Raw genomic sequence first — 22209 nt, 5'->3', positions numbered from 1 at the left:
TATGATAAATAAGATTTTCGGGCTATTGTTAGCTAGTTTTTTGGTTTTTGGTTGTGAGGAGCAACCCAAGGATGCTAAAGCTAATTTACCCGATTCAAATGGTCGTATTAATAATGTATCGGTAGTAATAGATCATGCCTTATGGGAAGGCAAAATAGGAGAGGAAATACGCTCTATTTTGGCAGCAACTGTAGATGGCTTAACCCACCAAGAGCCTCTTTTTACCATGAATCAAATACCGCCAAGCGCTTTTGATGGCTTTGTACGTAGTAACCGTACTTTTTTAAAAATAGGTAAATCGGCGCAAGCGTATTTTGAAATTGTGCAAGATACTTTTGCTAGGCCACAAACTGGGGTATTTGTTTATGCGCCTACACAAGAGAAGTTAATTGAATTGTTAGATAATAACAAAGAGGCTATTGTTTCTTCGTTTAAAAAAACCGAGCTAAAGGAACAGCAAAACCGAATTGCTAAATCTTTAAAACCAGACCAAGTGATTCGTGAAAAGTTAGGGGTTTCCTTAAATTTCCCTACGGCCTATCGTTATGCTAAACAGGAAGACAATTTTTTCTGGATTCGTAAAGACATTCCAAAAGGTACCATGGAAATTTTGCTTTATGAAGTTCCTTTTCATACTATCGAAAAAGATACCAATATAGTAGGCAATATTATTAAAATGCGTGATAGTATAGGTAAGAAACATATACCGGGCCCCAGAGAAGGAAGTTATCTTGTTACCGAAGATGCCTATGCTCCGTATTTATTCGATACACAAATAGACGCTAAGTTTGCCTACGAAAGTAGAGGGGTTTGGGAAGTAAAAAATGCCTTTATGGCTGGCCCATTTATCAATTTTGCGGTAAGAGATGAAAAAAACAAACGCTATGTAATTTTAGAAGGTTTTGTATTTAGGCCTTCAACCAATAAGCGTGATCATGTTTTTGAACTAGAAGCAATTTTAAGATCGGCAAAAATAAATTAAATTAAAAATGCGCATTCTAGCAAAGAATGCGCATTTAATATAAGTTTTAAGTAAAATAAAATTTACTTTTCTGTTTGCTGAGTGTCAGTTTTTGAATTCTCTTCTTTTGAAGCATCTTTGAATTCTTTTATACCACTGCCCAATCCTTTCATTAATTCGGGTATTTTCTTACCGCCGAATATCAATAATACAACCACGACAATTAAGATGATTTGCGGTGTACCTATGGCTAAAAAATGGTTTGCCAACATAACTTTAATTTTTTAAGATAATACAAAAATACGAATTAAAATTGAATTCAAAATCGATAGCTTGATTTATTCAAGATAAACCTGTAATAATATTTTATATTTGTATAGTAAATTGGCGCCCTATGAGTAAACCCAAGAAGAGTAAAAGAATAAAAAAAAAATTACTTTATAAGTACCGGCTAGTTGTTCTCAACGAAGATACCTTTGAAGAGCAATTTGCTCTGCGATTAAACAGGTTAAACATCTTTGTAGGCGTTGGTATTTCTACTATTTTAATCATAGCCTTTACTACGGTTTTAATCGCTTTTACACCCTTGCGGGAATACATACCCGGTTATGCCAGTACAAAATTGCGTAAACAAGCAACAAGCTTGGCATACAAAACCGATTCACTACAAATTGCACTCGATCAAAAAAACAGGTATTTAGAAAGCATTCGGCGTGTGTTGGCGGGAGAGGCGAGTCCGTTAGATTTTGAAGAGGAAACCTTAGACAGCGTCAATCAAATTGTTGCAGATACAGTAAATTTCAATGCCTCAGAAACCGACTCGCTATTGCGTAAAGAGGTGGCCGAGGAGGAACGCTTTAATATTCAAAAACAATTGGATTCTAAAGTGGAATTTTCATTGTTTTCACCGCTTAAAGGTGAAATCTCAGAAAGCTTTAATCCGCAAACAAAACATTATGCAGTCGATGTGGTAGCTCAAGAGAATACACCTGTTAAGAGTATTGCCGATGGTACGGTGATTTTTGCAGAATGGAGTGCTGCTACTGGTTATGTGATTATTTTGGAACATAACCACGGACTGTTATCTGTTTATAAACACAATAAATCTTTAACCAAGGCACAAGGCGAATTGGTGGTGGCAGGAGAGGTGATTGCTAAGGTGGGTAATACAGGTGAATTAACCACAGGACCCCACTTGCATTTTGAACTTTGGAGTAACGGTTACCCGGTAAATCCACAAGAATTTATAGAATTTTAAACCTAAGCTATGTCCATTAAATCATTTGCAGCCAAAATATTTGCTAAAGTGGTGAAGGCACAGATTGATAGCTGGGCCAACAATCCGTTGAAAGCTCAAGAAAAAGTGTTTAATCAATTAATTAAACAAGCTCAGCATACTCAATTTGGTCAAGATCATCAGTTTTCAAAAATTAAAAATCAGCAAGATTTTTCCAATTTGGTTCCCGTAAAAGACTACGAAGCCTTAAAACCTTATATAGAACGCGTAAAACAAGGTGAGCAGGATATTTTGTGGCCTGGTAGGCCTATTTATTTTGCCAAAACATCGGGTACCACCAGTGGTGCAAAATATATTCCCATTACTAAAGAATCTATGCCCAGTCATATTAAGGGGGCGCGTAATGCTATATTAAGCTACATCAATGAAACTGGCAACAGCGATTTTGTAAACGGTAAAATGATCTTCCTGCAAGGTAGCCCAGTGCTCCAAGAAGAAAACGGTATAAAAGTGGGTAGGCTATCGGGTATAGTGGCTCATTTTGTACCCCGCTACTTACAAAAAAACCGAATGCCCAGTTGGGAGGTAAATTGTATTGAAGATTGGGAAACCAAAGTAGAAGCTATCATTAATGAAACCATTAGCGCAGATATGCGCGTCTTTAGCGGAATACCGTCTTGGTTACAAATGTACTTTGAACGCTTGCAAGAACGTACTGGTAAAACCATAACTGAGATTTTTCCTAATTTTAATTTACTGATTTATGGTGGCGTAAATTTTGAACCTTATAGACCCAAATTTGAGTCGCTTATTGGTAAACCTATAAATAGCATAGAACTTTTCCCAGCATCAGAAGGTTTTTTTGCCTACCAAGACAGTCAAAACGAAAAAGGGATGTTGTTGCGATTAGACGCGGGAATTTACTATGAGTTTATTGAAGCCGATTCTTTTTTTGAAGAAAATCCCGAGCGTATTGGTATTGCAGATGTTGCTTTAGGCGTTAATTATGTTATGATAATATCGACCAATGCTGGATTATGGGCATATAATCTAGGCGATACAGTGATTTTTACCAGTTTAAAACCATACCGCGTTTTGGTTTCAGGAAGAATTAAACACTTTACTTCGGCCTTTGGTGAACACGTAATTGCCAAAGAGGTTGAAGAGGCACTGCAGCAAGCGGTAGCAAAGCATAGAGTGGAGGTAAGCGAGTTTAGTGTGGCGCCGCAAACAAATCCGGAAACGGGCTTACCCTATCACGAATGGTTTATTGAGTTTAACAAACAACCTGATAATTTGACTACCTTTGCGCAAAGCATTGATGAGGCATTGCAAAATCAAAATAGCTATTACCAAGATTTAATTCAAGGTAAGATTTTGAAAACATTGGTCATTAGCCCAGTAGTCGAGAACGGATTTCAAAGGTATATGAAAGCCATAGATAAATTAGGAGGACAAAATAAACTCCCCAGACTTACCAATGACCGTCTATTGGCCGATAAATTATATGAATTAAAACTATTAGAAACGAATGATGAATAAAATTAAATCGCAAGGAAGGTCTAGAGCTCAAGAAAGCTCTAATGCTATTGAAAGGCTATATATTACCATGCGGCATTTGTTTAACCGAGGTTTTTATAAACCTATGGGAGTGTCGGGAGAAACGCTTCGAGAGGCATTGCTGACCCTTAGACCTGAGATTTATGGTACTATAGCTTCAGAAAAGGTGGAGTTAAACGGTCTTATGTATGTGATGGATCGTTTGCCAGTTGGTATAGAGGAGTGCCGTTTTATAAACCTTACCAGCGATGAAGGTTATGCCAATTCTCATTTCAAACCTATTGTTCCACCTAAGCGAAGAAGAAATTGTTACCGCATAGACGAGGAGCAAATGAATATAGAGGTAACCCGCGGGAGGTCTGAAATTTATGATATTCTTACACACCTTACTTTCTTATTTATCGAGTCGCATAAGATTATGAAACGGGTGGTTATCAATGAAGACGGGAGTGTAAATCGCGATTGGAAAAAGCTAGAAGCCGCCATCAAAAAATCAGATTTAGACCAAACAGAAATCGAAGTGGCTTTAAGTCATACCGCCAATATTTTAGGACGTACATTTGACGAGGTACGCCGTGTACACCCGTTATTTAGTACAGCGGCTCACCCTAACCGCTTTTTTCAAATTATTTATTTTTTGGGTAAATTAGCCATAGATGAGGCAGTAAACAATAACAAGCGTATAGTAACCTTTAGTCCGGTTTTACGCGAGCGTTTAGGACATCACATCCACGGTGAAATTTGGGCCAATCGCATCAAAAATTGTTTGATTGAACATAATCTATACCACAGAGATTTGCATATTATTAGTGCAAATATGCATAGCGTTATGAATACCCTATACGCACCCATAGCTTTAGCTGATGCTTGCAAAGAGAAAAGCATGTTTAAAGTGTATGAAGAGCTTAGTGATACCAAAAATAAAGCCCTTCGAGCAAAAGTAGAGCAAACCGCCTTGGAAAATGGCATGCTATTTTTACCCGATGAAAGCGGAACCAATATTGATGTTCAGATTTTTGATACGGCAAAAATACAAGACATCAACAGTAAAATATCGGCAAATAAAGATCATGCACCAGTGATTATCGTTATGGATTACGCTTTTGGTGAACAGGCTTATGAAACTATGGATGAGCTTTTAAAGCCCTTTAAAAAAGAGGATTCCTTGCATTATATGCCCGTAAAATCCATTTCTATAATGGGTAAAGCCGGTATACTTGAAGGAGGTAAAGGCGATATAATGATTCCTAAAGCTCATTTATTTGAGGGCACCGCCGATAATTATCCATTTCATAATGAACTTACTCGATCCGATTTAGAAGGTAATGATATTGCCATAGTAGATGGAGCTATGATCACCGTACTGGGTACTTCTTTACAGAATAAAGATATCTTAAAGTTCTTTTATGATTCTACTTGGAATGTGGTAGGACTAGAAATGGAAGGCGCACATTACCAAAAAGCCATCCAAGCCGCCTCTAAGTTGAGGGGTAATATTAGTGAAGAGGTAAAAGTGCGGTATGCTTATTATGCCAGCGATAACCCCCTAGAAACAGGAAGTACTTTAGCTTCTGGCGGATTAGGCACTACTGGAGTTAAACCTACTTATTTGATCACCGAGAAAATTATTGAGCAAATTTTTAAATAATGAATAAAGATAATTTAGACAGCCAAAAACAAAATGAGGAAATAGATATTTTTGATTTATTTCGCTTAATAAAAAATGCTTTTAAAAACATTTATCATCGTTTTTTGCTTTTGGTTCATTTTTTACTGCGAAACGCTCTGCTTTTACTGGCAGTGATTGTTATTGGTGTCATTTTGGGATACTTTTGGAAAACCTTTAGTCAAGAATACCACCAAACTCAAGCTACACTTAGCGTTAATGAAGAAGGAACCGATTATTTGTATAATAAAATTGATGAGGTTAATTTTTTATTGCAAAAAGGCAATACCAAATGGGCAGCACTTCTAGGAGATGAAGAATTAAAAGGCCTTTCGCTTAAAGTTAAACCGGTGTACCTCACCCAATTGCTATCTAACGAAGAAGAAAATTATTTAGATTATATAGAGGAATCTAAATTACTAGAAGAGGAACAGAAAAAAGAACTTTTGCAGAATAAAATACGGGTGCATAAAGTAATTTTAAAACATCCGGCAGATAAAGAAGGTAGTTTAATTTTAGAGAAAATAATAAATCAGCTAAAAGATAATGCTTACTTCAAAAAGTTATACCAAGAAAAGTCTAGCTTTTTAGCCGATCAAGTGCAAGCGAATAAAGAGTTTATCGCTTCTCTAGATCGTTTAATAGCCAATTACGCTAAATCTAAAGATTCACCTGCCGATGCCAAGATAGTAGTAAATGGCGCGAATTTTGACTTTGACGGACTTATTTCGCAGCGAACGGAGCTACAATTAGAAACTCAAAACTTAATTAAAGAGAAAATACAACAAGAAGAGTTTTTAAGGATTATTGATTTGAGCTTGCCTCAACCATTAAAGCAGAAGTCAATCTTACAAAAAAACAAAATGCTGCTTACCCCTATAATTTTGCTGGTAATCTTGTTTTTAGGCTATCTTTTCTTCAAAATTATTGCGCAAGCTAAATCTTTGAAACCTAAATCATGAAAACAATATTAGTAACAGGAGGAGCTGGGTTTATCGGGTCTAATTATATCAATTATATTCTTAGAGCCAAGAAAGAAATTCGGGTTGTAAATTTAGATAAACTCACCTATGCGGCCAATTTAGATAATATTGAACAGCCAAATCATCCCAACTATCAATTCGTTAAAGGTGATATTTGCGATGCGCAATTGGTGAATAATCTTTTTGAGGAATATCAATTTCAAGAAGTGGTTCACTTTGCCGCCGAATCTCACGTAGATAACTCAATTGCCAATCCTGCTGTATTTGTAGAAACCAATGTAAACGGAACCTTTAACCTCTTACAAGCTGCTTATAAATTATGGATGACTGCTCCCTTCGAGCATAAAACTACTTTTGCAAAAGCCCGATTTTTGCACGTTTCTACCGATGAGGTTTACGGCACTTTGGGAGAAGAAGGTTTATTTACAGAAGAGACGCCATACGCACCCAACAGCCCTTACAGCGCTTCAAAAGCAGCTTCAGATATGTTGGTAAGAAGTTACTTTCATACCTATGGTATGCCTGTGGTAACCACCAATTGCTCCAATAATTATGGCCCTTATCAACACGATGAAAAATTAATTCCAACCATAATTCGTAAAGCTTTAAAAGGAGAGCCGATTCCTATTTATGGTCAAGGAACCAATATCAGAGATTGGTTATATGTAGAAGATCACTGTAAAGGGATTCAGAAAGCTTTAGAAAGCGGAAAATTAGGCGAAACCTATAACATTGGCGGTAAAAATGAACGACAAAATTTATATATCGCTCAATACATCTGTAAAATCCTAGATCAGCAGCACCCACGGGCCGCTAAAGATTCCTATCTAGAACTTATCACCTTTGTTAAAGACAGACCTGGACACGATTTTAGATATGCCATAGATGCCCAAAAAATAGAAAAAGAACTAGGTTGGCAAGCCCAAGAAAATTTTGAAACAGGAATAGAGAAAACCATAAACTGGTACTTAAAAAAATATTTACAATGAAAGGAATTATTCTAGCCGGAGGTTCAGGAACGCGTTTGCACCCCTTAACCCTTGCCGTAAGCAAGCAATTGTTGCCAGTGTACGATAAACCCATGATTTATTATCCGCTTTCTACTTTGATGTTAGCGGGTATCCGAGAAATCTTAATTATAAGTACACCACACGATTTGCCTTTGTTTAAAAAGCTTTTAGGCGATGGCAAACAGTTGGGCTGCCGATTTGAGTACAAAGTACAAGAGCAACCCAATGGCTTGGCAGAAGCTTTTATCATTGGTGAAGAGTTTATAGGTAAAGATAAAGTAGCTTTAATACTAGGGGACAATATTTTTTATGGCTCTGGACTAGAAAATTTACTCAAACAAAATAACAATCCAGATGGTGGGGTGGTATATGCCTACCATGTACATGACCCTGAACGCTATGGAGTGGTAGAGTTTGATGAAAATGGCAAAGTGATTTCTATAGAGGAAAAACCCAGTCAACCCAAGTCTAAATATGCCGTACCAGGAATTTATTTTTATGATAACGAAGTGGTGCAAATCGCCAAATCTATTCAACCCAGCGCACGTGGCGAATTAGAAATTACCGATGTAAACAACGCCTACCTTAAAAAGGGTAAATTACAAGTAGGTATTTTAGACAAAGGCACCGCCTGGTTAGACACCGGCACCTTTAAGTCACTCATGCAGGCTTCTAATTTTGTAGAAGCAATAGAAGAACGACAAGGATTAAAAGTGGGAGCTCTAGAAGAAGCGGCCTATAATATGGGATATATCACCCAATCGCAATATAAAAAGTTACTCGAGCCTTTAACAAAAAGCGGTTACAGCAAAAATTTACAATAAATGCAGATAGAAAAAACCAATTTAGACGGATGTTTTCTCTTAAAACCCCGTGTTTTTGAAGATGAACGCGGTAGTTTTTTTGAAACCTTTAATCAACAGGTTTTTGAGCAAACTACTGGCTTAAACGTCAATTTTGTGCAAGACAATCAATCTATTTCTAAATATGGCGCTTTACGCGGAATTCATTTGCAAATAGGAGACCATAGTCAAGCAAAACTCGTACGGGTTATTCAAGGCGAAGTACTCGATGTGGCAGTAGACCTAAGAAAAGACTCGCCAAGCTTTGGAAAATCCTATCAAGTAAAACTCAACCACAAAAACAATTATCAGTTATTCATCCCTAAAGGATTTGGCCACGGATTTGTAACCTTATCTAAGCAAGCTATTTTTGCCTATAAATGTGATGCCTATTACCATAAAACATCAGAAGCCGGTATTATTTATAATGACCCTACTTTAAATATAGATTGGCAAATACCTTCAGAAGAGCTTTTACTTTCTCCTAAAGATCAAGTATTACCTACACTCAAAAAAGCCATTTGGTTATGAAAATTTTAGTTACCGGGTCAGCTGGGCAATTGGGGCAATGTCTTCAGGTTGCAGCCAAAAAATATACGACTTTAAATTTTTGTTTTACCGACTCAAAAGAATTGAATATCGCTTCCGCGGAAGCGATTCAAAACTATTTTGAAAAGCACAACTTTGATTACTGCATAAACGCAGCGGCTTATACCAATGTTGAGCAAGCAGAGACCGATCAAGTTAAAGCTTTTTTAATCAATGCAGAGGGGGTAAAGCACTTGGCCGAAGCCTGCCAAAAACACCAAACTAAACTGATTCATATTTCTACAGACTATGTTTTTGACGGTGAAAAAAAATCGGCTTACACCGAAGAAGATGAGGTAAACCCAATAAACGTCTATGGCGCTTCTAAATTAAAGGGAGAGCAGTACATTCAAGAAATAGTAAAAGAATACTATATTGTGAGAACATCTTGGTTGTACTCACAATTCGGAAATAATTTTTTTAAAACCATTTCACAAAAAGCAGCATCAGGCGAAAGCCTAAAAATTACCACTCAGCAAAAAGGAAATCCTACCAATGCTAATGATTTGGCGGCAGCGGTCCTTCAAATAATCCTATCGCAAAAGAAAAACTATGGTATTTATCATTACAGTAACTTGGGCGAGGCCACTTGGTATGATTTTGCAAAAGCTATTGTAGATAGACAAGATAAAAAGACAATGGTGCAAGCTTCAAATGCCTATAAAACTAAAGCCAAAAGACCAATAAATAGCTGTTTAGATAAAGGTAAAATCATTGAAACTTTTGATTTAACAATACCTCAATGGGAAGCGAGTCTTACAAATTTAATAGACAACGAGGATCAAAATTGCAAGTAGAATTCACTAAAAATAAAAGTGTAATCTTACCTTAAACTAATTTTTGCGCTCTACCTTTAGGTTTTCTTGGCTAGGTATTAACAAGAATGTAACGCTAGACAAGGTATTTTTCTGCTATTTTAGACAAAACATAAGTAAAAAGATGTGCAAAAATCTTTTGTTTATGGATTAACCCTTACTTACAATTTTAAAATGGAATTAAAAGAATACCTCCCCTTAATGATCGATGCGGCGCGAGATGCGGGCATACAGATATTAGAAGTGTACAACGGAAAAGATTTTCAAATCCAAGAAAAAGAAGATTTAAGTCCGATAACCTTGGCAGACCAAAGAGCGCATAAAGCAATTGTAAAGGCGTTAGAAGCAACTGATTTTCCTATTTTGTCTGAAGAAGGTTCCGAAATTCCTTATGAAACCAGAAAAGATTGGGAATATTTCTGGATGGTCGATCCGTTAGACGGTACCAAAGAATTTATCAAAAAAAATGGTGAATTTACAGTCAATATTGCACTCATACATCGGCAAAAACCTGTACTGGGCGTGGTATTTACACCAGTATCAGACCAATTGTACTTTGGTGGGGAGCAAATAGGAGCCTATAAATCTGAAAATACAGACCCCGAAACCGAATTGGAATTGATTACCAACGAGAGCGGAACTATTAAGATTGTAGCCTCACGTTCGCATACCAACCAAGAGACTAATGATTTTATAGCTGAATATAAAGATGCCGAAATCCTGAGTATGGGAAGCTCTTTAAAGTTTATGTTGATTGCCGAAAGTAAAGCTGATATTTATCCAAGGTTTTCACCAACAATGGAGTGGGATACCGCTGCTGCACATGCGATCTTAAGAGGCTTAGACCTTGAGGTGATAAGTTTAGAAGATGAACAACCACTGCGCTATAACAAAGAAAATTTGCGCAACCCTAATTTTTTGGTAGAGCGATGAAAAAGCACCAATAAATCTATTTGCCAAAACCATTAATACCAAATATAAAAAATTAGTTGGTCCCACTTTTGGCTAACTTTGAGTACATTTGCTGGGTAAAAACCTCTACAATAGTATTTTGAAAAAGCAACTCATCAAAAAGCTAAAAAACACCAATCCAGATCAAAAGGATGTACTTAAGAAAGGTTTCTATTTTTTGATATTTAGAGGCATTGGCATCATAGCTGGTTATCTTTTTACGCTTTATATTACCAATGTGTTTGGAGCCAAAGTAAACGGACTCATAAGCTTGAGTTTTAGTGTTTTTATGTTTGCTAGTATCATAGGCAGGTTGGGTATTGACGTTAATTTTTTGCGCTTTTATGCCAAGCCAGAAAACTGGAAAAAAGACCCTGGATTATTTTACCGCGTGGTAAGCAAGTCTTTTTTAGTAAGCTTGGTACTTATGGGGGTGCTTCTGTGGGCACAAGACTTTTTTATTTTGCATATTTTTAAAAAGGACCAATTAGCACCCTATTATTTTTGGAGTGTTCTAGGAATTCCTTTTTGGACCGTCACCATGCTTTGTGCAGGAGCTTTGCGGGCCAAAGGATTAAACAACTGGTTTGCATTTTTCAATAATACAGGCCGTTTTTTGCTTACTATTTTACTTTTAGCTGTGGTTTATCTTTTTTATACCGTAGCTCCCGTTATGCTTATTCAAATACATTTTTGGGCCCTAGTGGTATTGGCACTCATTGCATTTTGGGTAGTAAGTAGAGAGTTAAACCAATTAACATTAAAATCGGGAACCAACTCATGGCGTTTTTTAAGGGAATCTTTCCCTATGTTACTCTCCTCAACCATTATGGTATTTTTGGGTTGGTTAGATACCTTTATCCTAGGTATCTATGAAACCGATGAAAATATAGGTATTTATAATGCAGCACTAAAACTGGCGCTGGTTACCAATTTTTCTATTGAAGCCATCAATTCTAGCCTAGCACCAAAAATAGCGAGTGCCTTTGCCGAACAGGCACACGAAAAATTTAAAGGTTTGGTAAAATTTTCTACTCGAATCAATTTTGTAGCTACTGCTGGGATAGTAGCTGTTTTGCTGATCTTTAATCAGTTTTTTTTAGGCATATTTGGCGAAGAGTTTCTAGTAGGAAAATACGTTCTAATTATATTATGCAGTATTCATTTATTAAATAGTACCACAGGCTCGGTAGGCATTATAATGCAAATGATTGGCAGACAAAAGCAATACCAAAATATAGCGCTCATTGCTTTAGGCCTAAATCTAATATTAAATTTTGCTTTAATTCCGTTATACGGCATTGAAGGGGCAGCAGCAGCAACCGCAATAAGTTTATCTTTCTGGAATATTGCCGGAACGGTTTACCTTAAGCGTAAAGAAAACATTAGAACATACTTATAATTTTAATCTATGGCAGGGATTTACGGTGTTTTATTAAAGAAAAATCAGCAAAGAAAAATATATAACAATTTTTACAATAGTAAATTTGATAATATTCTTCAGGAAGAGGTTGAGAGTAGCAATTTTTGTTTTGGAAGATCAGTATTAGATAAATTTAATGACGATCGTTTTCTATTTGAAGATGATAACTATGTCATTTGTTTTGAAGGAATCAATTATTCTACGATTAATAGTCCACAAAAAATTATTAAAGCCTATGTAGAGAAGGGAAGTGATTTTATCTCGTTATTAAAAGGAAGTTTTGCTGGCTTTCTTTTTTCAAAGAAAGAAGAAAAGTTAATACTTTTTAATGACCATTTAGCTACAAAGGCTATTTATTATTTTTATGATAAAGAATTAGGATTTGCTTTTTCTTCTGAAATGCACGTGCTTTCTAAATTACTTCGTGAAAATCAAATTTCACTTAGTTACGATTATGATGGAATCTATTCTTTAGCTCTTTACGGCCAAATGTTTAATGATTTTACTTTAGTAAAAGAAATAAAGAAATTACATTATGGATCAATTTTAACTTTCAAAATTCCAGAAAATAATATAAGCACCAAATCATATTACAAATTTGAAAAAAAAGAAGATTCGCAGTCTTTGAAAGATGTAATAGAATCTATAGATAATTTAGTATTAAAATCTATTAAAGAAGAATGGCAAAAAGATATAGATAATGGATATAACCAGCATTTTGGTCTTATTAGCGGAGGAATGGATTCTCGTGTAAATACACTTATTGCTAAAAAAATAGGCTTTGAAAAAATAAACTCTTATACGTATGGAAATCCAAAGTCTAGTGATATAAAGATAGCTAATAAAATTGCTAAAGAAAATTTCTATTCTCATTTACAATACAATCTCCATAAGGGTGATTTTCTTGTAGATAATATAATAAACAATTATATAAAAGCCACCGATGGTTTAACTCATTTTACAGCTAATGCTATAATCTATAATGCTATGTCTAGAGTAGATTGTAGTTCTTATGGCTTGGTTCATTCAGGCCAATTAGGAGATACAGTTTCAGGTTCTTTTTTAAAACCAAATTTTGATTTTAAATCCAATAAAGACAAAATTGGTTTAACTGGTTTTGTGAAACAGCCAGAGCTATTAAATAAAATGAGCTTTCTTGAAGAGCTTACCAACAGGTATCAGCATACAGATTATGAACTTTTTGCTTATGAACAACGTCAAGTAAATGGTACATTAATGGGAGATAAAGTATTTAATAACTTTATAGATTTAAGTTCTCCATTTTACAATAAACAATTTTTAAATTTTATATTGTCTGTACCTAATAAATATAAATTAAACCAGCGTATTTATTTTGAGTGGTTAAAAGAAAAACATCCAGAAATTTTACAATATACTTGGGAAAAAATAGGCTTAAAGCCCAATACCAATTTTAATATTAACTATGGACGGCTCATTAAAAAATATGTGAATGGTGGTAAAAAATATTTTGGGCTTAAGTACGATAGTATGAACCCTATTACCAATTGGTTTAAAGCAAATCCTAACCTTTTAAAACAATTTGATCTTATATTTGAAGAAAATATTGTAAATATTGATAATGAAGAACTTAAAGTAGATTTAAAAAATATTTATAAAGACAATATTTTTGAATATCGTAATAAATTTGCTGTAATTACAGTTTTATTAGCTATTAAGCTTCATTTTTATAGTTAAAATAATGAATTCTAATAATAAAATTTCTATATCTCCATTCCCAACAGTTAGGGTGTTCTTACTTATTTATTTATTAATTAATTTAATTGGAATTATAAACTTCCCCATCTATAATGACAATTTAGATGATACTAAAGTTATTTACTTATTTCTAATAGGTTTATTTTTCTTTTTTTTTTCGGCAATATTTTTTAGAACTATAAAGTTCAGAATTTCTGATAAAAGTTTGAATTATGATAAACATAAAATTATCAAAGTATTATTTATTATAATTAATTCAATAACTGTAATTTCAATTATTTATACCAATATTAGAAACGGACAAATAATAATTTTTTCGGAAGATGCTCGGTTTAATCCTGCAGTAATTACAGGTTTATTTGTTTATATCTCTATAGTAATTACTCTTGCGTATTATGCGAGTATTTTATTGGAAAACAAAAAAATAAAAAAAAGGCATTTCTTTTTTTTGGCATTTCAAGCTCTTTTATTTTTATCCTTAGGTTATAGGTCGCCATTAGTAACCTTACTAGGTGGTTTTTTTATGGTTTTTTATACTGTTAGAAACGATTATCAAGATAATTTAAAAAAAATATTTTCTTTTAAAATTTTTTTAGGAGCATTTTTATTTTTAGCTCTTATGTCCTCTATTGCTACCTTTAGAGTCAGTAGAAAATATGATGTGAGTAAATACTATAGGAGTATTGATAAGGAAGTTTTAGATAATAATAGTTATTTAAAACCTATAGTTCCAACTATGGCTCTTTTTAGATATGATCAGCAAATAGTTAGTATTTTAATTAAGGAAAAAGAAGGGGATCCTATGTATTTAGGTTTGGCCGCAGCAAATGTTTTAACTCTACTACCAGGGACACAGTGGGCAGCTAGGAATATTATAGGAGATATTGTTGGTGCAAGAGAAAGACCAGATGGAGTGCCATGGAGTATTACTCCTACCTTACAAGGAGCTTTATTTGTAGATGGAGGATATCTCTTTGTTGGACTTGGATTTTTCTTGGCTGCACTTTTAATGGAAACCTTGCGAAAGCTAATCATAAAACGAAAAAACCCTTTTATAATTGCACTTTACGGAATTGTAGCAGTTGCATTATTAAAATGCATTCATACAGGTTATGTAGATATACCTTTTTTCTTTATTGTAACCTCACTATTTATTCTTAAATTTTTTGTTTATAATGTAAGTTTTAAAAAGCTAAAAGAGTCCTCTAAGCGCTTTATTTAATACTAAAAATGAAAATTAAGCTAATTTCCAATATGTACCCAGCAGCAACAGATAAGTTGTTTGGGGTATTTGTCAAAAAAACGGTCTTTGCACTCCAAGAAAATGGAGCTACATTTACGCAAAAAATACTTATTCAAGGAAAACGCAGCTCAACAATTCAAAAACTGCTTACTTATGCTAAGTACTATATAAAAGCTATTTTTAGTGTTTTTCATCGACAACACAATTTGGTGTATGTTCATTTTTTAACTCATAATTTACCTTTAATTTTCTGGTATAAACAGATGCAAAAAAAGCCCATGGTGCTTAACCTACACGGCTCTGATGTAAGTGCTATAAAACCCAATTCAATTTTAGACCAATGGCAAAATAGAACCTTAAAAAATATAGACGCTTTGGTAGTACCTTCTTTCTATTTTAAACAAGTAGTACAAAATAGATACCCAAGCCTTAATATCCCTTTTTTTGTATACCCGTCTGGCGGAATTAATACCGGTTTGTTTTATCCGGATCTTTCAAAACGAAAAGCATTACAAATGGCTTATGTGTCCCGAATAGACGAAGGAAAGGGATGGCAAGATTTTTTAGCCATTTATACCCAATTAAATAAAGCAGGTATAAACATTAGGGCGGTTATTGCAGGAGATGGAAATCAGAAAAAAATGCTGCTCGATGCTATTGCAGAAAATCCTTTTAAAGAAGATATTGACTTTAGAGGCTTTCAGGAAAAGGAAAAATTAGCCGAGATTTATCAACAATCAGAACTTTTTATTTTCCCTACAGAACTTCCAGAAAGCTTAGGCTTGGTAGGTTTAGAAGCCATGGCTTGTAAAAGTATCTTATTTGCCAGAAATATAGGAGGAGCTACGGGTTATGTACAACCTGGAGTAAATGGTTTTTTATTTAATTCTGTGCCAGAGGTGGTGCAACAAATTAAAAATTACTTAGCTTTACCCATAGATAAACAAAACCAAATTCAGGAAAAAGCTTATGCTACTGCACAAACCTATGAAACTAAGCAGGTGGCAGCCAATTTATATGCTAACTTTAAAGAATTATGCTCCAAAAAATAAAGTTAATTTTTTATTACGCTTTTATACAGCATTTACCTCATTCTAGGTTAATTGGGTTTTGTAATAAAATTAGGGTAGCTTACGTTGCCAAAGTACTAAAGCTTATGCCATACGATAGCAGAACTAAATTAGAGCCCAATGTTTATCTTTCAAACACCTTAGGTACTCGAATAGGGGTGAATTGCAGAATTAACGAACATGTTTTTATACAGCAAGCGATTATTGAAGACGAGGTCTTAATTGCTCCGCATGTGGCTATATTAAGTACTTCGCATCAACACCAAAAAACCGATATAAGTATTGTAAATCAAGGAGATACCAAGCCTCAACCACCAACTATAAGAAAAGGAGCTTGGTTAGGAAGAAATGTAGTTATTATGCCTGGTGTTGAGATAGGCGAGGGCGCCATTGTAGGGGCAGGAGCGGTAGTAACCAAAGATGTAGATGCTTTTACGGTGGTAGGTGGTGTACCAGCAAAATTGATAAAGAAAAGATGAGTTTTGAATTAAACAAAAATAAAATATTAAAAGGCTTAACATTAATTTGTATCGTCGTAGCCACATTTTTTCTACCTATTAAAACCTCTATAAGTAATATTGGTTTAATTGGTTTGGTGGTCACCACCTTATTGTCGTTTGCATTGCATGGCTTTCAGTTAAAGGGCAAGTTGATCTATTTCTTCTTGTTTTCTCCTATGGTGTTTTTTATACCGCTTTTATGGGGAGTAACTTATAGTCCGTTAAAACAAGAAGCTTTTCAAGAAATAAGCAAATATATATTCTTAGGCCTAACACCTTTGTTTTTGTTTAGAAAAGATATACCCCCAAAATTATTCAGAAATTTTGCGGCTTATGGTTTACTTGCCGGTGCTTTTATATCAGCTTTTGCTTTAATAGCGATTAATATATATCATTATAGTCAGTCAGATTATCCTTTACACTGGTTGCTCAACCATACTTTTACCAACTTCAATTTTACCAAGCCTCTTCCTGATATGCATCCTATTTATATGGGTATGTATATGGCTATGGCCCTGAGTATCTTACTTTTTTCTAAAATCAAAATACCGCGCTTACTCAAATTCTTGGGCTTTTTGGTTTTTAGTTTGTGTATAGTTTTTTTGGCTTCGCGTATTATTTATGGTGTATATGCCCTGCTAATTCTTTTGTATCTTATTCATAGTCTTTCTTTTAAAACCTTTGCTGTGCTCATTACAGCGGCTGTTATTTTGTTAGCTTTTAGCTTTAGCTTACTGCAAAAAACCTACATCTATCATAAAACAGTTGACGGAACTTTCTGGGAACTTCAAGAAAACGTAGGTACTTTTAACACTAACAATAAACAAAGGGTAGATTCTCGTTTTTCTAGATGGAAGGTGGCCCTTGAGCTTATACAGGATAAACCAATTTTGGGTTATGGTGGGGGTACAGAAAATGAAGTTTTAATAGAGCAGTACACCAAATACAATATGAATAATTCTTTAGAGCGAGGTTACAACGCTCACAATCAATACATAGGCTATGTGTTGCGTTTCGGAATTTTTAGTGTGCTTTTATTGCTTTTATATTTCTTTAAAAACGGTGTATCTGCTTTTAAACATCAAAACCTTTTATTTTTATGCTTTCTCACCATATTGTTTTGGTGCTTTATGGTCGAAAATATTTTAGATAGAAATATGGGTATTAATTTTGTCGCCCTTTTCGGGACACTCTTCTATGCAGAATTTTTGGCTAAAGCCGATAAAAAAGAAACGCATGAAAAAGTGGCTTAACCCAGATAAAAGCCAAGTGTTTTTTTGGTTCCTCTTACTTTTTTTAGGAATTGAGGCGCTAAACAAATTGTATTATCATATTATCGAGGCTGAGTTTTATCTTCAGAAGCTGGTCAAGTTATTGGCTTTTGCTTTTATGTTTACGAGTTTATTATTTACCCGTACCCAACAACTTTTGGGTATTTTTTTACTGGTGCTATGGTTTGTTTTGGGGCAATATTTTTTACCTCAAGCTTTCACTACAATGGCTATAATTGGTTTTGCTCGCTATTTGTTTTTCTTGATTTTATTGCTCTATTTTAAAGATTTAAGGTCTTTTGATAAACATAAAACCCGAAAAATAACAAGCTTCTGGGAGTTCTTTTTATGGTTGAACAACAGTCTTATAGTACTAGGGGCCCTTTTTCAATTAGAATGGTTTAAATCTTATGAAGGCGAGCGTTGGGGCTACAATGGTTTGGTTTGGGCTTCGGCAAATTCAACCTACCTGTATTTAAGCGCTTTGCTTTACTTTGTGTTTTATTATAAAAAGAAATTTTATTACCAAACTCTGTTTTGGTTTACCTTGGCTGCTTCATTATTAATTGGCACCAAATCGGTTTACTTGGCCGTTTTTTTATTCAGCTTGGTGCTTTTGGTAAACGCAAAGATTAGTAAAAAATGGGTTTTAGGGAGTTTAAGTCTTATCAGTACGTTTTTTTTGGTTGGAGTATACGTTTTATTTAACCATAGTTTGTTTGCCGAAATCAGCAAAGAAGAGGGCTGGTTAACGGCAGTACTTTCTTATAGAGATGATTTATTACTTACAGAAACCATTCCGTACATTCAAGAAAACTGGCGAAGCCTTCATTATTTTATTGGCGGACTTTCTAATCCGTTGCTGCGACCACAATTAGAATTGATAGACTTATGGCTGTATTTTGGTATTCTAGGAGCGCCCTTATATTTGTATCTCTTTTTAAGGTATTACTTCAATTTTAAACTAGCCCACCAAGATAAACTATGGTTTGCGGTGCTTTTAGCGGTTCCTTTAATAACAGGTAATTTTTTCTATAATGCCTCTGTACCTATATATTTGTTGCTAATCAAGTTAGCTTATTTAAAAACACCCGATAAATTTTCGAATACTGGAGATAAGCCCTAATTTTGACGCTTTTATTTGCATATACCCTATGGCCCAACGCATTCAAATACTCAACACCAAGATAGACAACTTAAGCATGGCAGAAACCTTGCAACGTATAGAGCTGGCTATCGCACAAAATAATCCCCTGCATCACACGGTGGTAAATGCAGGTAAAATTGTGGCCATGCAAAAGAATGAGCAGCTGCGAAAAAGCGTAAACGAAGCCGATCTCATCAATGCCGATGGTCAAGCGGTTATCTGGGCAGCAAAACTTTTAAATCAGCCGTTAAAAGAGCGGGTGGCGGGCATAGATTTGTTTGATAATCTGGTTAAAATGGCACACCAAAAGGCTTATAGTGTTTACTTATTGGGCGCCCAAGAAGAGGTGGTATCCGCTTTAAGCGAAAAATTTAAACAAACCTACAATGCAAACGTGATTGCGGGATATAGAAATGGTTATTTTTCTCAAGAGCAAGAAAAACAAATTGTAAAAGATATCGTTAGCACTAAAGCAAAAATGCTGTTTGTTGCCATTAGCTCTCCCAAAAAAGAGATATTTTTGCATACCCATCGTGAGGCTTTAAAACAAATTCCCTTTATTATGGGGGTAGGCGGTAGTTTTGATGTATTGGCCGGTAAAACCAAAAGAGCTCCTAAATGGATGCAAAAAAGCGGTTTAGAGTGGTTTTACAGGTTTTTGCAAGAGCCCAAACGTATGTGGAAACGCTATTTAATTGGCAATTCTAAATTTATTGGCCTGGTGGTAAAGGCTAAATTTAACTTTAATAAAAAGAATACTTAAGATATGAAGATAAAAAATATTTGCTGTATAGGTGCGGGTTATGTTGGAGGGCCAACTATGGCCGTAATTGCACAAAAATGTCCAGCTATAAAGGTTACCGTAGTAGATATCAATGAACAAAGAATAGCCGCTTGGAATGATGAAGACTTGAGCAAATTGCCGGTATACGAGCCAGGATTAGATGAAATTGTAGCCCAAGCTAGAGGCAAAAACCTCTTTTTTTCTACTCAGGTAGATGAAGCCATCGCTGCCGCGGATATGATTTTTATTTCGGTAAATACACCTACCAAAACTTATGGTAAAGGTAAAGGTATGGCAGCCGATTTAAAATATATCGAGCTTTGTGCACGCCAAATTGCTCGCGTAGCTACATCAGATAAAATTGTGGTAGAAAAATCAACCTTACCGGTGAGAACAGCATCGGCTATAAAAAGCATTTTAGATAATACGGGTAACGGTAGCTCGGTTAAGTTTCAAATTTTATCCAACCCAGAATTTTTAGCCGAAGGTACCGCTGTAAGCGATTTATTAAACCCAGATCGTGTGCTCATTGGTGGAGATAATACCACCGATGCAGGTAAAGAAGCCATCGAAGCTTTGGTTAGTGTTTACGGGCAGTGGGTGCCTCAAGAGCGCATCTTAACCACCAACGTATGGTCGTCTGAGCTTTCTAAACTTACCGCCAATGCGTTCTTGGCGCAACGCGTTTCTTCTATCAATGCCATGTCTGAGCTTTGCGAAAAGACCGAAGCCGATGTTAATGAAGTAGCACGTGCCATTGGTATGGATTCTCGCATTGGTGCAAAATTCTTAAAAGCCTCGGTAGGTTTTGGCGGGTCTTGCTTTCAAAAAGATATTTTAAACTTGGTTTATATTGCAAAAACCTACGGCCTTAACGAAGTAGCCGATTACTGGGAGCAAGTAATTCTTATGAACGATCATCAAAAAAGAAGGTTTGCCCACAATATCATCAGTACATTATTCAATACGGTATCGGGTAAAAAGATAGCTTTTTTGGGCTGGGCATTTAAAAAAGACACCAACGATACCAGAGAGTCTGCCGCCATCTATGTGGCCGATGAGCTTCTTAATGAGCAGGCACAAATTGCAGTGTACGACCCCAAGGTACAAGCCCAGCAAATGTATACCGATTTAGATTACTTAAATACAAGACCTAGTGCCGCTAATCAAGCCGGTCTAACAGTTCATCAAAATCCGTATGAGGCTTGTAAAGACGCCCATGCTATTGCTATTTTAACCGAGTGGGACGAATTTAAAACATACGATTGGCAAAAAATTTATGACCAAATGCAAAAACCTGCTTTTGTATTTGACGGTAGAGGAATTTTAAACCTTGAAGAATTAGAAAAAATTGGTTTTGTATGCTACCAGATAGGGAGTAGCGCCAAACAATTATAAAATAGACCTTTAAGCAAACAATTATGCCAAAGCAAAGAGTATTAATTACCGGTGCAGCCGGATTTTTAGGTTCGCATTTATGCGATAAGTTTATCCAAGAAGGCTTTCACGTCATAGCAATGGATAACCTGATTACTGGCGACCTAAAGAATATAGAACACCTTTTTCATTTAGAGCAATTTGAGTTTTATCATCACGATGTTACCAAGTTTGTGCACGTACCGGGAAACTTAGATTATATTTTACACTTTGCTAGTCCGGCTAGCCCCATAGATTACCTTAAAATTCCCATACAAACCCTTAAAGTAGGTTCTTTGGGTACGCATAATTTATTAGGCTTAGCAAAAGAGAAAAAAGCAAGAATATTAATTGCCAGTACCTCAGAAGTTTATGGCGACCCGTTGGTGCATCCGCAAAATGAGTCTTATTATGGTAATGTTAGCACCATTGGTCCGCGTGGGGTTTATGACGAAGCCAAGCGTTTTCAAGAGTCAATCACAATGGCTTATCACCGTTTTCACGGACTAGAAACGCGTATTGTAAGAATATTTAATACCTATGGTCCGCGAATGCGACTCAACGATGGTAGAGTAATTCCTGCTTTTATTGGTCAAGCCCTACGAGGAGAAGATCTCACTGTTTTTGGCGATGGTTCGCAAACGCGTTCTTTTTGCTATGTAAGCGATCAAATAGAAGGAATTTATAGGTTGTTGCTAAGCGATTATGTGTATCCGGTTAATATTGGTAACCCGCACGAAATAAGCATTAAAGATTTTGCCGAAGAGATTATAAAACTCACAGGCACTAAACAAAAGGTAATTTATAAAGAATTACCTCAAGATGATCCCATGCAACGCCAACCCGATATAAGCTGTGCGAAGAAAATATTAGGTTGGGAACCACAGGTAAACCGAGCCGAAGGAATGAAGATTACCTATGATTTCTTCAAAGGTTTGTCGCAAGATGAACTCACCAAAAAAGAACACAAAGATTTTGCTAAACATATTCGTAAATAAAGGCATA

At 35.4% G+C, this 22209-nt stretch carries 20 protein-coding genes and 1 pseudogene; 20 read left to right on the top strand and 1 reads right to left on the bottom strand.

Translation table 11 applies throughout. From position 1 onward, the window contains the following. Position 1: 1 nt before the first annotated feature. On the top strand, positions 2-982 hold the full coding sequence (locus FT993_RS06975) for a DUF4837 family protein (protein WP_147861824.1): 981 nt from the start codon (positions 2-4) through the stop codon (positions 980-982). A 62-nt stretch (positions 983-1044) separates the two neighbouring features. Here FT993_RS06975 and tatA read toward each other — a convergent pair whose 3' ends face one another. Then, the gene (gene tatA / locus FT993_RS06970) at positions 1045-1233 is read right to left on the bottom strand and encodes a twin-arginine translocase TatA/TatE family subunit (protein WP_147861823.1); all 189 of its coding nucleotides are present in this window, start codon (positions 1231-1233) and stop codon (positions 1045-1047) included. A 122-nt stretch (positions 1234-1355) separates the two neighbouring features. Here tatA and FT993_RS06965 point away from each other — a divergent pair, with 122 nt between their 5' ends. The 19 genes and pseudogenes from FT993_RS06965 to FT993_RS06875 all read left to right on the top strand — a co-directional run bounded on the left by FT993_RS06965 (position 1356) and on the right by FT993_RS06875 (position 22202). Next, positions 1356-2219, top strand: coding sequence for a M23 family metallopeptidase (locus tag FT993_RS06965; RefSeq protein WP_147861822.1), 864 nt, complete (start codon positions 1356-1358; stop codon positions 2217-2219). 9 nt (positions 2220-2228) lie between these two features. Further along, entirely contained in the window at positions 2229-3740 is a 1512-nt protein-coding gene (locus FT993_RS06960) for a GH3 auxin-responsive promoter family protein (protein ID WP_147861821.1), read from the top strand. Further along, positions 3733-5406 carry a hypothetical protein gene (locus tag FT993_RS06955; RefSeq protein ID WP_147862015.1) on the top strand — a complete coding sequence of 558 codons (1674 nt, stop codon included), beginning with the start codon at positions 3733-3735 and terminating at the stop codon, positions 5404-5406. Before FT993_RS06960 ends, FT993_RS06955 begins: the two co-directional genes overlap by 8 nt. Further along, the gene (locus FT993_RS06950) at positions 5406-6386 is read left to right on the top strand and encodes a hypothetical protein (RefSeq protein ID WP_147861820.1); all 981 of its coding nucleotides are present in this window, start codon (positions 5406-5408) and stop codon (positions 6384-6386) included. The genes FT993_RS06955 and FT993_RS06950 overlap by 1 nt, the downstream gene beginning before the upstream one ends. Continuing rightward, the gene (gene rfbB / locus FT993_RS06945) at positions 6383-7396 is read left to right on the top strand and encodes a dTDP-glucose 4,6-dehydratase (protein ID WP_147861819.1); all 1014 of its coding nucleotides are present in this window, start codon (positions 6383-6385) and stop codon (positions 7394-7396) included. The genes FT993_RS06950 and rfbB overlap by 4 nt, the downstream gene beginning before the upstream one ends. Next, entirely contained in the window at positions 7393-8241 is an 849-nt protein-coding gene (gene rfbA, locus FT993_RS06940) for a glucose-1-phosphate thymidylyltransferase RfbA (protein ID WP_147861818.1), read from the top strand. Before rfbB ends, rfbA begins: the two co-directional genes overlap by 4 nt. Continuing rightward, positions 8242-8790 (top strand): dTDP-4-dehydrorhamnose 3,5-epimerase, encoded by a 549-nt coding sequence (gene rfbC / locus FT993_RS06935; RefSeq protein ID WP_147861817.1) that lies wholly within the window; start codon positions 8242-8244, stop codon positions 8788-8790. It begins immediately after the preceding gene. Next, complete coding sequence (gene rfbD, locus FT993_RS06930; protein ID WP_147861816.1) at positions 8787-9644, top strand: dTDP-4-dehydrorhamnose reductase; 858 nt, start codon at positions 8787-8789, stop codon at positions 9642-9644. Before rfbC ends, rfbD begins: the two co-directional genes overlap by 4 nt. Positions 9645-9788: 144 nt before the next feature. Next, positions 9789-10595: a 3'(2'),5'-bisphosphate nucleotidase CysQ gene (gene cysQ, locus FT993_RS06925; RefSeq protein WP_255504440.1), complete on the top strand. Its 807-nt coding sequence runs from the start codon at positions 9789-9791 to the stop codon at positions 10593-10595. Positions 10596-10713: 118 nt separating this feature from the next. Continuing rightward, a complete protein-coding gene (locus tag FT993_RS06920) occupies positions 10714-12015 on the top strand; it encodes a flippase (RefSeq protein ID WP_187240774.1) in 1302 nt (433 codons plus the stop codon). Positions 12016-12024: 9 nt separating this feature from the next. Further along, complete coding sequence (locus FT993_RS06915; protein WP_147861814.1) at positions 12025-13752, top strand: asparagine synthase-related protein; 1728 nt, start codon at positions 12025-12027, stop codon at positions 13750-13752. 4 nt (positions 13753-13756) lie between these two features. Further along, a complete protein-coding gene (locus FT993_RS06910; RefSeq protein ID WP_147861813.1) occupies positions 13757-14995 on the top strand; it encodes an oligosaccharide repeat unit polymerase in 1239 nt (412 codons plus the stop codon). 8 nt (positions 14996-15003) lie between these two features. Beyond that, a complete protein-coding gene (locus tag FT993_RS06905) occupies positions 15004-16068 on the top strand; it encodes a glycosyltransferase family 4 protein (RefSeq protein ID WP_147861812.1) in 1065 nt (354 codons plus the stop codon). Beyond that, positions 16053-16562 (top strand): annotated as a pseudogene (locus FT993_RS06900) (DapH/DapD/GlmU-related protein); the annotation flags it as partial. The gene FT993_RS06905 and the pseudogene FT993_RS06900, both read left to right, overlap by 16 nt. Next, the gene (locus FT993_RS06895) at positions 16562-17839 is read left to right on the top strand and encodes an O-antigen ligase family protein (protein WP_147861810.1); all 1278 of its coding nucleotides are present in this window, start codon (positions 16562-16564) and stop codon (positions 17837-17839) included. The pseudogene FT993_RS06900 and the gene FT993_RS06895, both read left to right, overlap by 1 nt. Then, positions 17823-18983, top strand: a complete 1161-nt coding sequence (locus FT993_RS06890; protein ID WP_147861809.1) for a hypothetical protein — start codon at positions 17823-17825, stop codon at positions 18981-18983. The genes FT993_RS06895 and FT993_RS06890 overlap by 17 nt, the downstream gene beginning before the upstream one ends. 28 nt (positions 18984-19011) lie before the next feature. After that, entirely contained in the window at positions 19012-19767 is a 756-nt protein-coding gene (locus tag FT993_RS06885) for a WecB/TagA/CpsF family glycosyltransferase (RefSeq protein WP_147861808.1), read from the top strand. Positions 19768-19770: 3 nt separating this feature from the next. After that, positions 19771-21186, top strand: coding sequence for a UDP-glucose 6-dehydrogenase (locus tag FT993_RS06880; protein WP_147861807.1), 1416 nt, complete (start codon positions 19771-19773; stop codon positions 21184-21186). A gap of 23 nt (positions 21187-21209) precedes the next feature. Then, positions 21210-22202: a UDP-glucuronic acid decarboxylase family protein gene (locus tag FT993_RS06875; RefSeq protein WP_147861806.1), complete on the top strand. Its 993-nt coding sequence runs from the start codon at positions 21210-21212 to the stop codon at positions 22200-22202. Positions 22203-22209 lie beyond the last annotated feature (7 nt).

Source organism: Mesonia sp. HuA40 (genome assembly GCF_008017835.1).
Lineage (GTDB): Bacteria > Bacteroidota > Bacteroidia > Flavobacteriales > Flavobacteriaceae > Mesonia.
This window is presented reverse-complemented; position numbering and strand designations above follow the sequence as displayed.

Excerpts from the sequence above, each read along its gene's own strand:
- rfbD (WP_147861816.1), top strand. The coding sequence starts at position 8,787 with ATGAAAATTTTAGTTACCGGGTCAGCTGGGCAATTGGGGCAATGTCTT.
- FT993_RS06895 (WP_147861810.1), top strand. The coding sequence starts at position 16,562 with ATGAGTTTTGAATTAAACAAAAATAAAATATTAAAAGGCTTAACATTA.
- rfbC (WP_147861817.1), top strand. The coding sequence starts at position 8,242 with ATGCAGATAGAAAAAACCAATTTAGACGGATGTTTTCTCTTAAAACCC.
- FT993_RS06960 (WP_147861821.1), top strand. The coding sequence starts at position 2,229 with ATGTCCATTAAATCATTTGCAGCCAAAATATTTGCTAAAGTGGTGAAG.
- FT993_RS06910 (WP_147861813.1), top strand. The coding sequence starts at position 13,757 with ATGAATTCTAATAATAAAATTTCTATATCTCCATTCCCAACAGTTAGG.
- FT993_RS06915 (WP_147861814.1), top strand. The coding sequence starts at position 12,025 with ATGGCAGGGATTTACGGTGTTTTATTAAAGAAAAATCAGCAAAGAAAA.
- FT993_RS06880 (WP_147861807.1), top strand. The coding sequence starts at position 19,771 with ATGAAGATAAAAAATATTTGCTGTATAGGTGCGGGTTATGTTGGAGGG.
- FT993_RS06965 (WP_147861822.1), top strand. The coding sequence starts at position 1,356 with ATGAGTAAACCCAAGAAGAGTAAAAGAATAAAAAAAAAATTACTTTAT.
- FT993_RS06890 (WP_147861809.1), top strand. The coding sequence starts at position 17,823 with ATGAAAAAGTGGCTTAACCCAGATAAAAGCCAAGTGTTTTTTTGGTTC.
- rfbB (WP_147861819.1), top strand. The coding sequence starts at position 6,383 with ATGAAAACAATATTAGTAACAGGAGGAGCTGGGTTTATCGGGTCTAAT.
- FT993_RS06905 (WP_147861812.1), top strand. The coding sequence starts at position 15,004 with ATGAAAATTAAGCTAATTTCCAATATGTACCCAGCAGCAACAGATAAG.
- FT993_RS06875 (WP_147861806.1), top strand. The coding sequence starts at position 21,210 with ATGCCAAAGCAAAGAGTATTAATTACCGGTGCAGCCGGATTTTTAGGT.
- FT993_RS06975 (WP_147861824.1), top strand. The coding sequence starts at position 2 with ATGATAAATAAGATTTTCGGGCTATTGTTAGCTAGTTTTTTGGTTTTT.
- rfbA (WP_147861818.1), top strand. The coding sequence starts at position 7,393 with ATGAAAGGAATTATTCTAGCCGGAGGTTCAGGAACGCGTTTGCACCCC.
- FT993_RS06885 (WP_147861808.1), top strand. The coding sequence starts at position 19,012 with ATGGCCCAACGCATTCAAATACTCAACACCAAGATAGACAACTTAAGC.
- tatA (WP_147861823.1), bottom strand. The coding sequence starts at position 1,233 with ATGTTGGCAAACCATTTTTTAGCCATAGGTACACCGCAAATCATCTTA.
- FT993_RS06950 (WP_147861820.1), top strand. The coding sequence starts at position 5,406 with ATGAATAAAGATAATTTAGACAGCCAAAAACAAAATGAGGAAATAGAT.
- FT993_RS06955 (WP_147862015.1), top strand. The coding sequence starts at position 3,733 with ATGAATAAAATTAAATCGCAAGGAAGGTCTAGAGCTCAAGAAAGCTCT.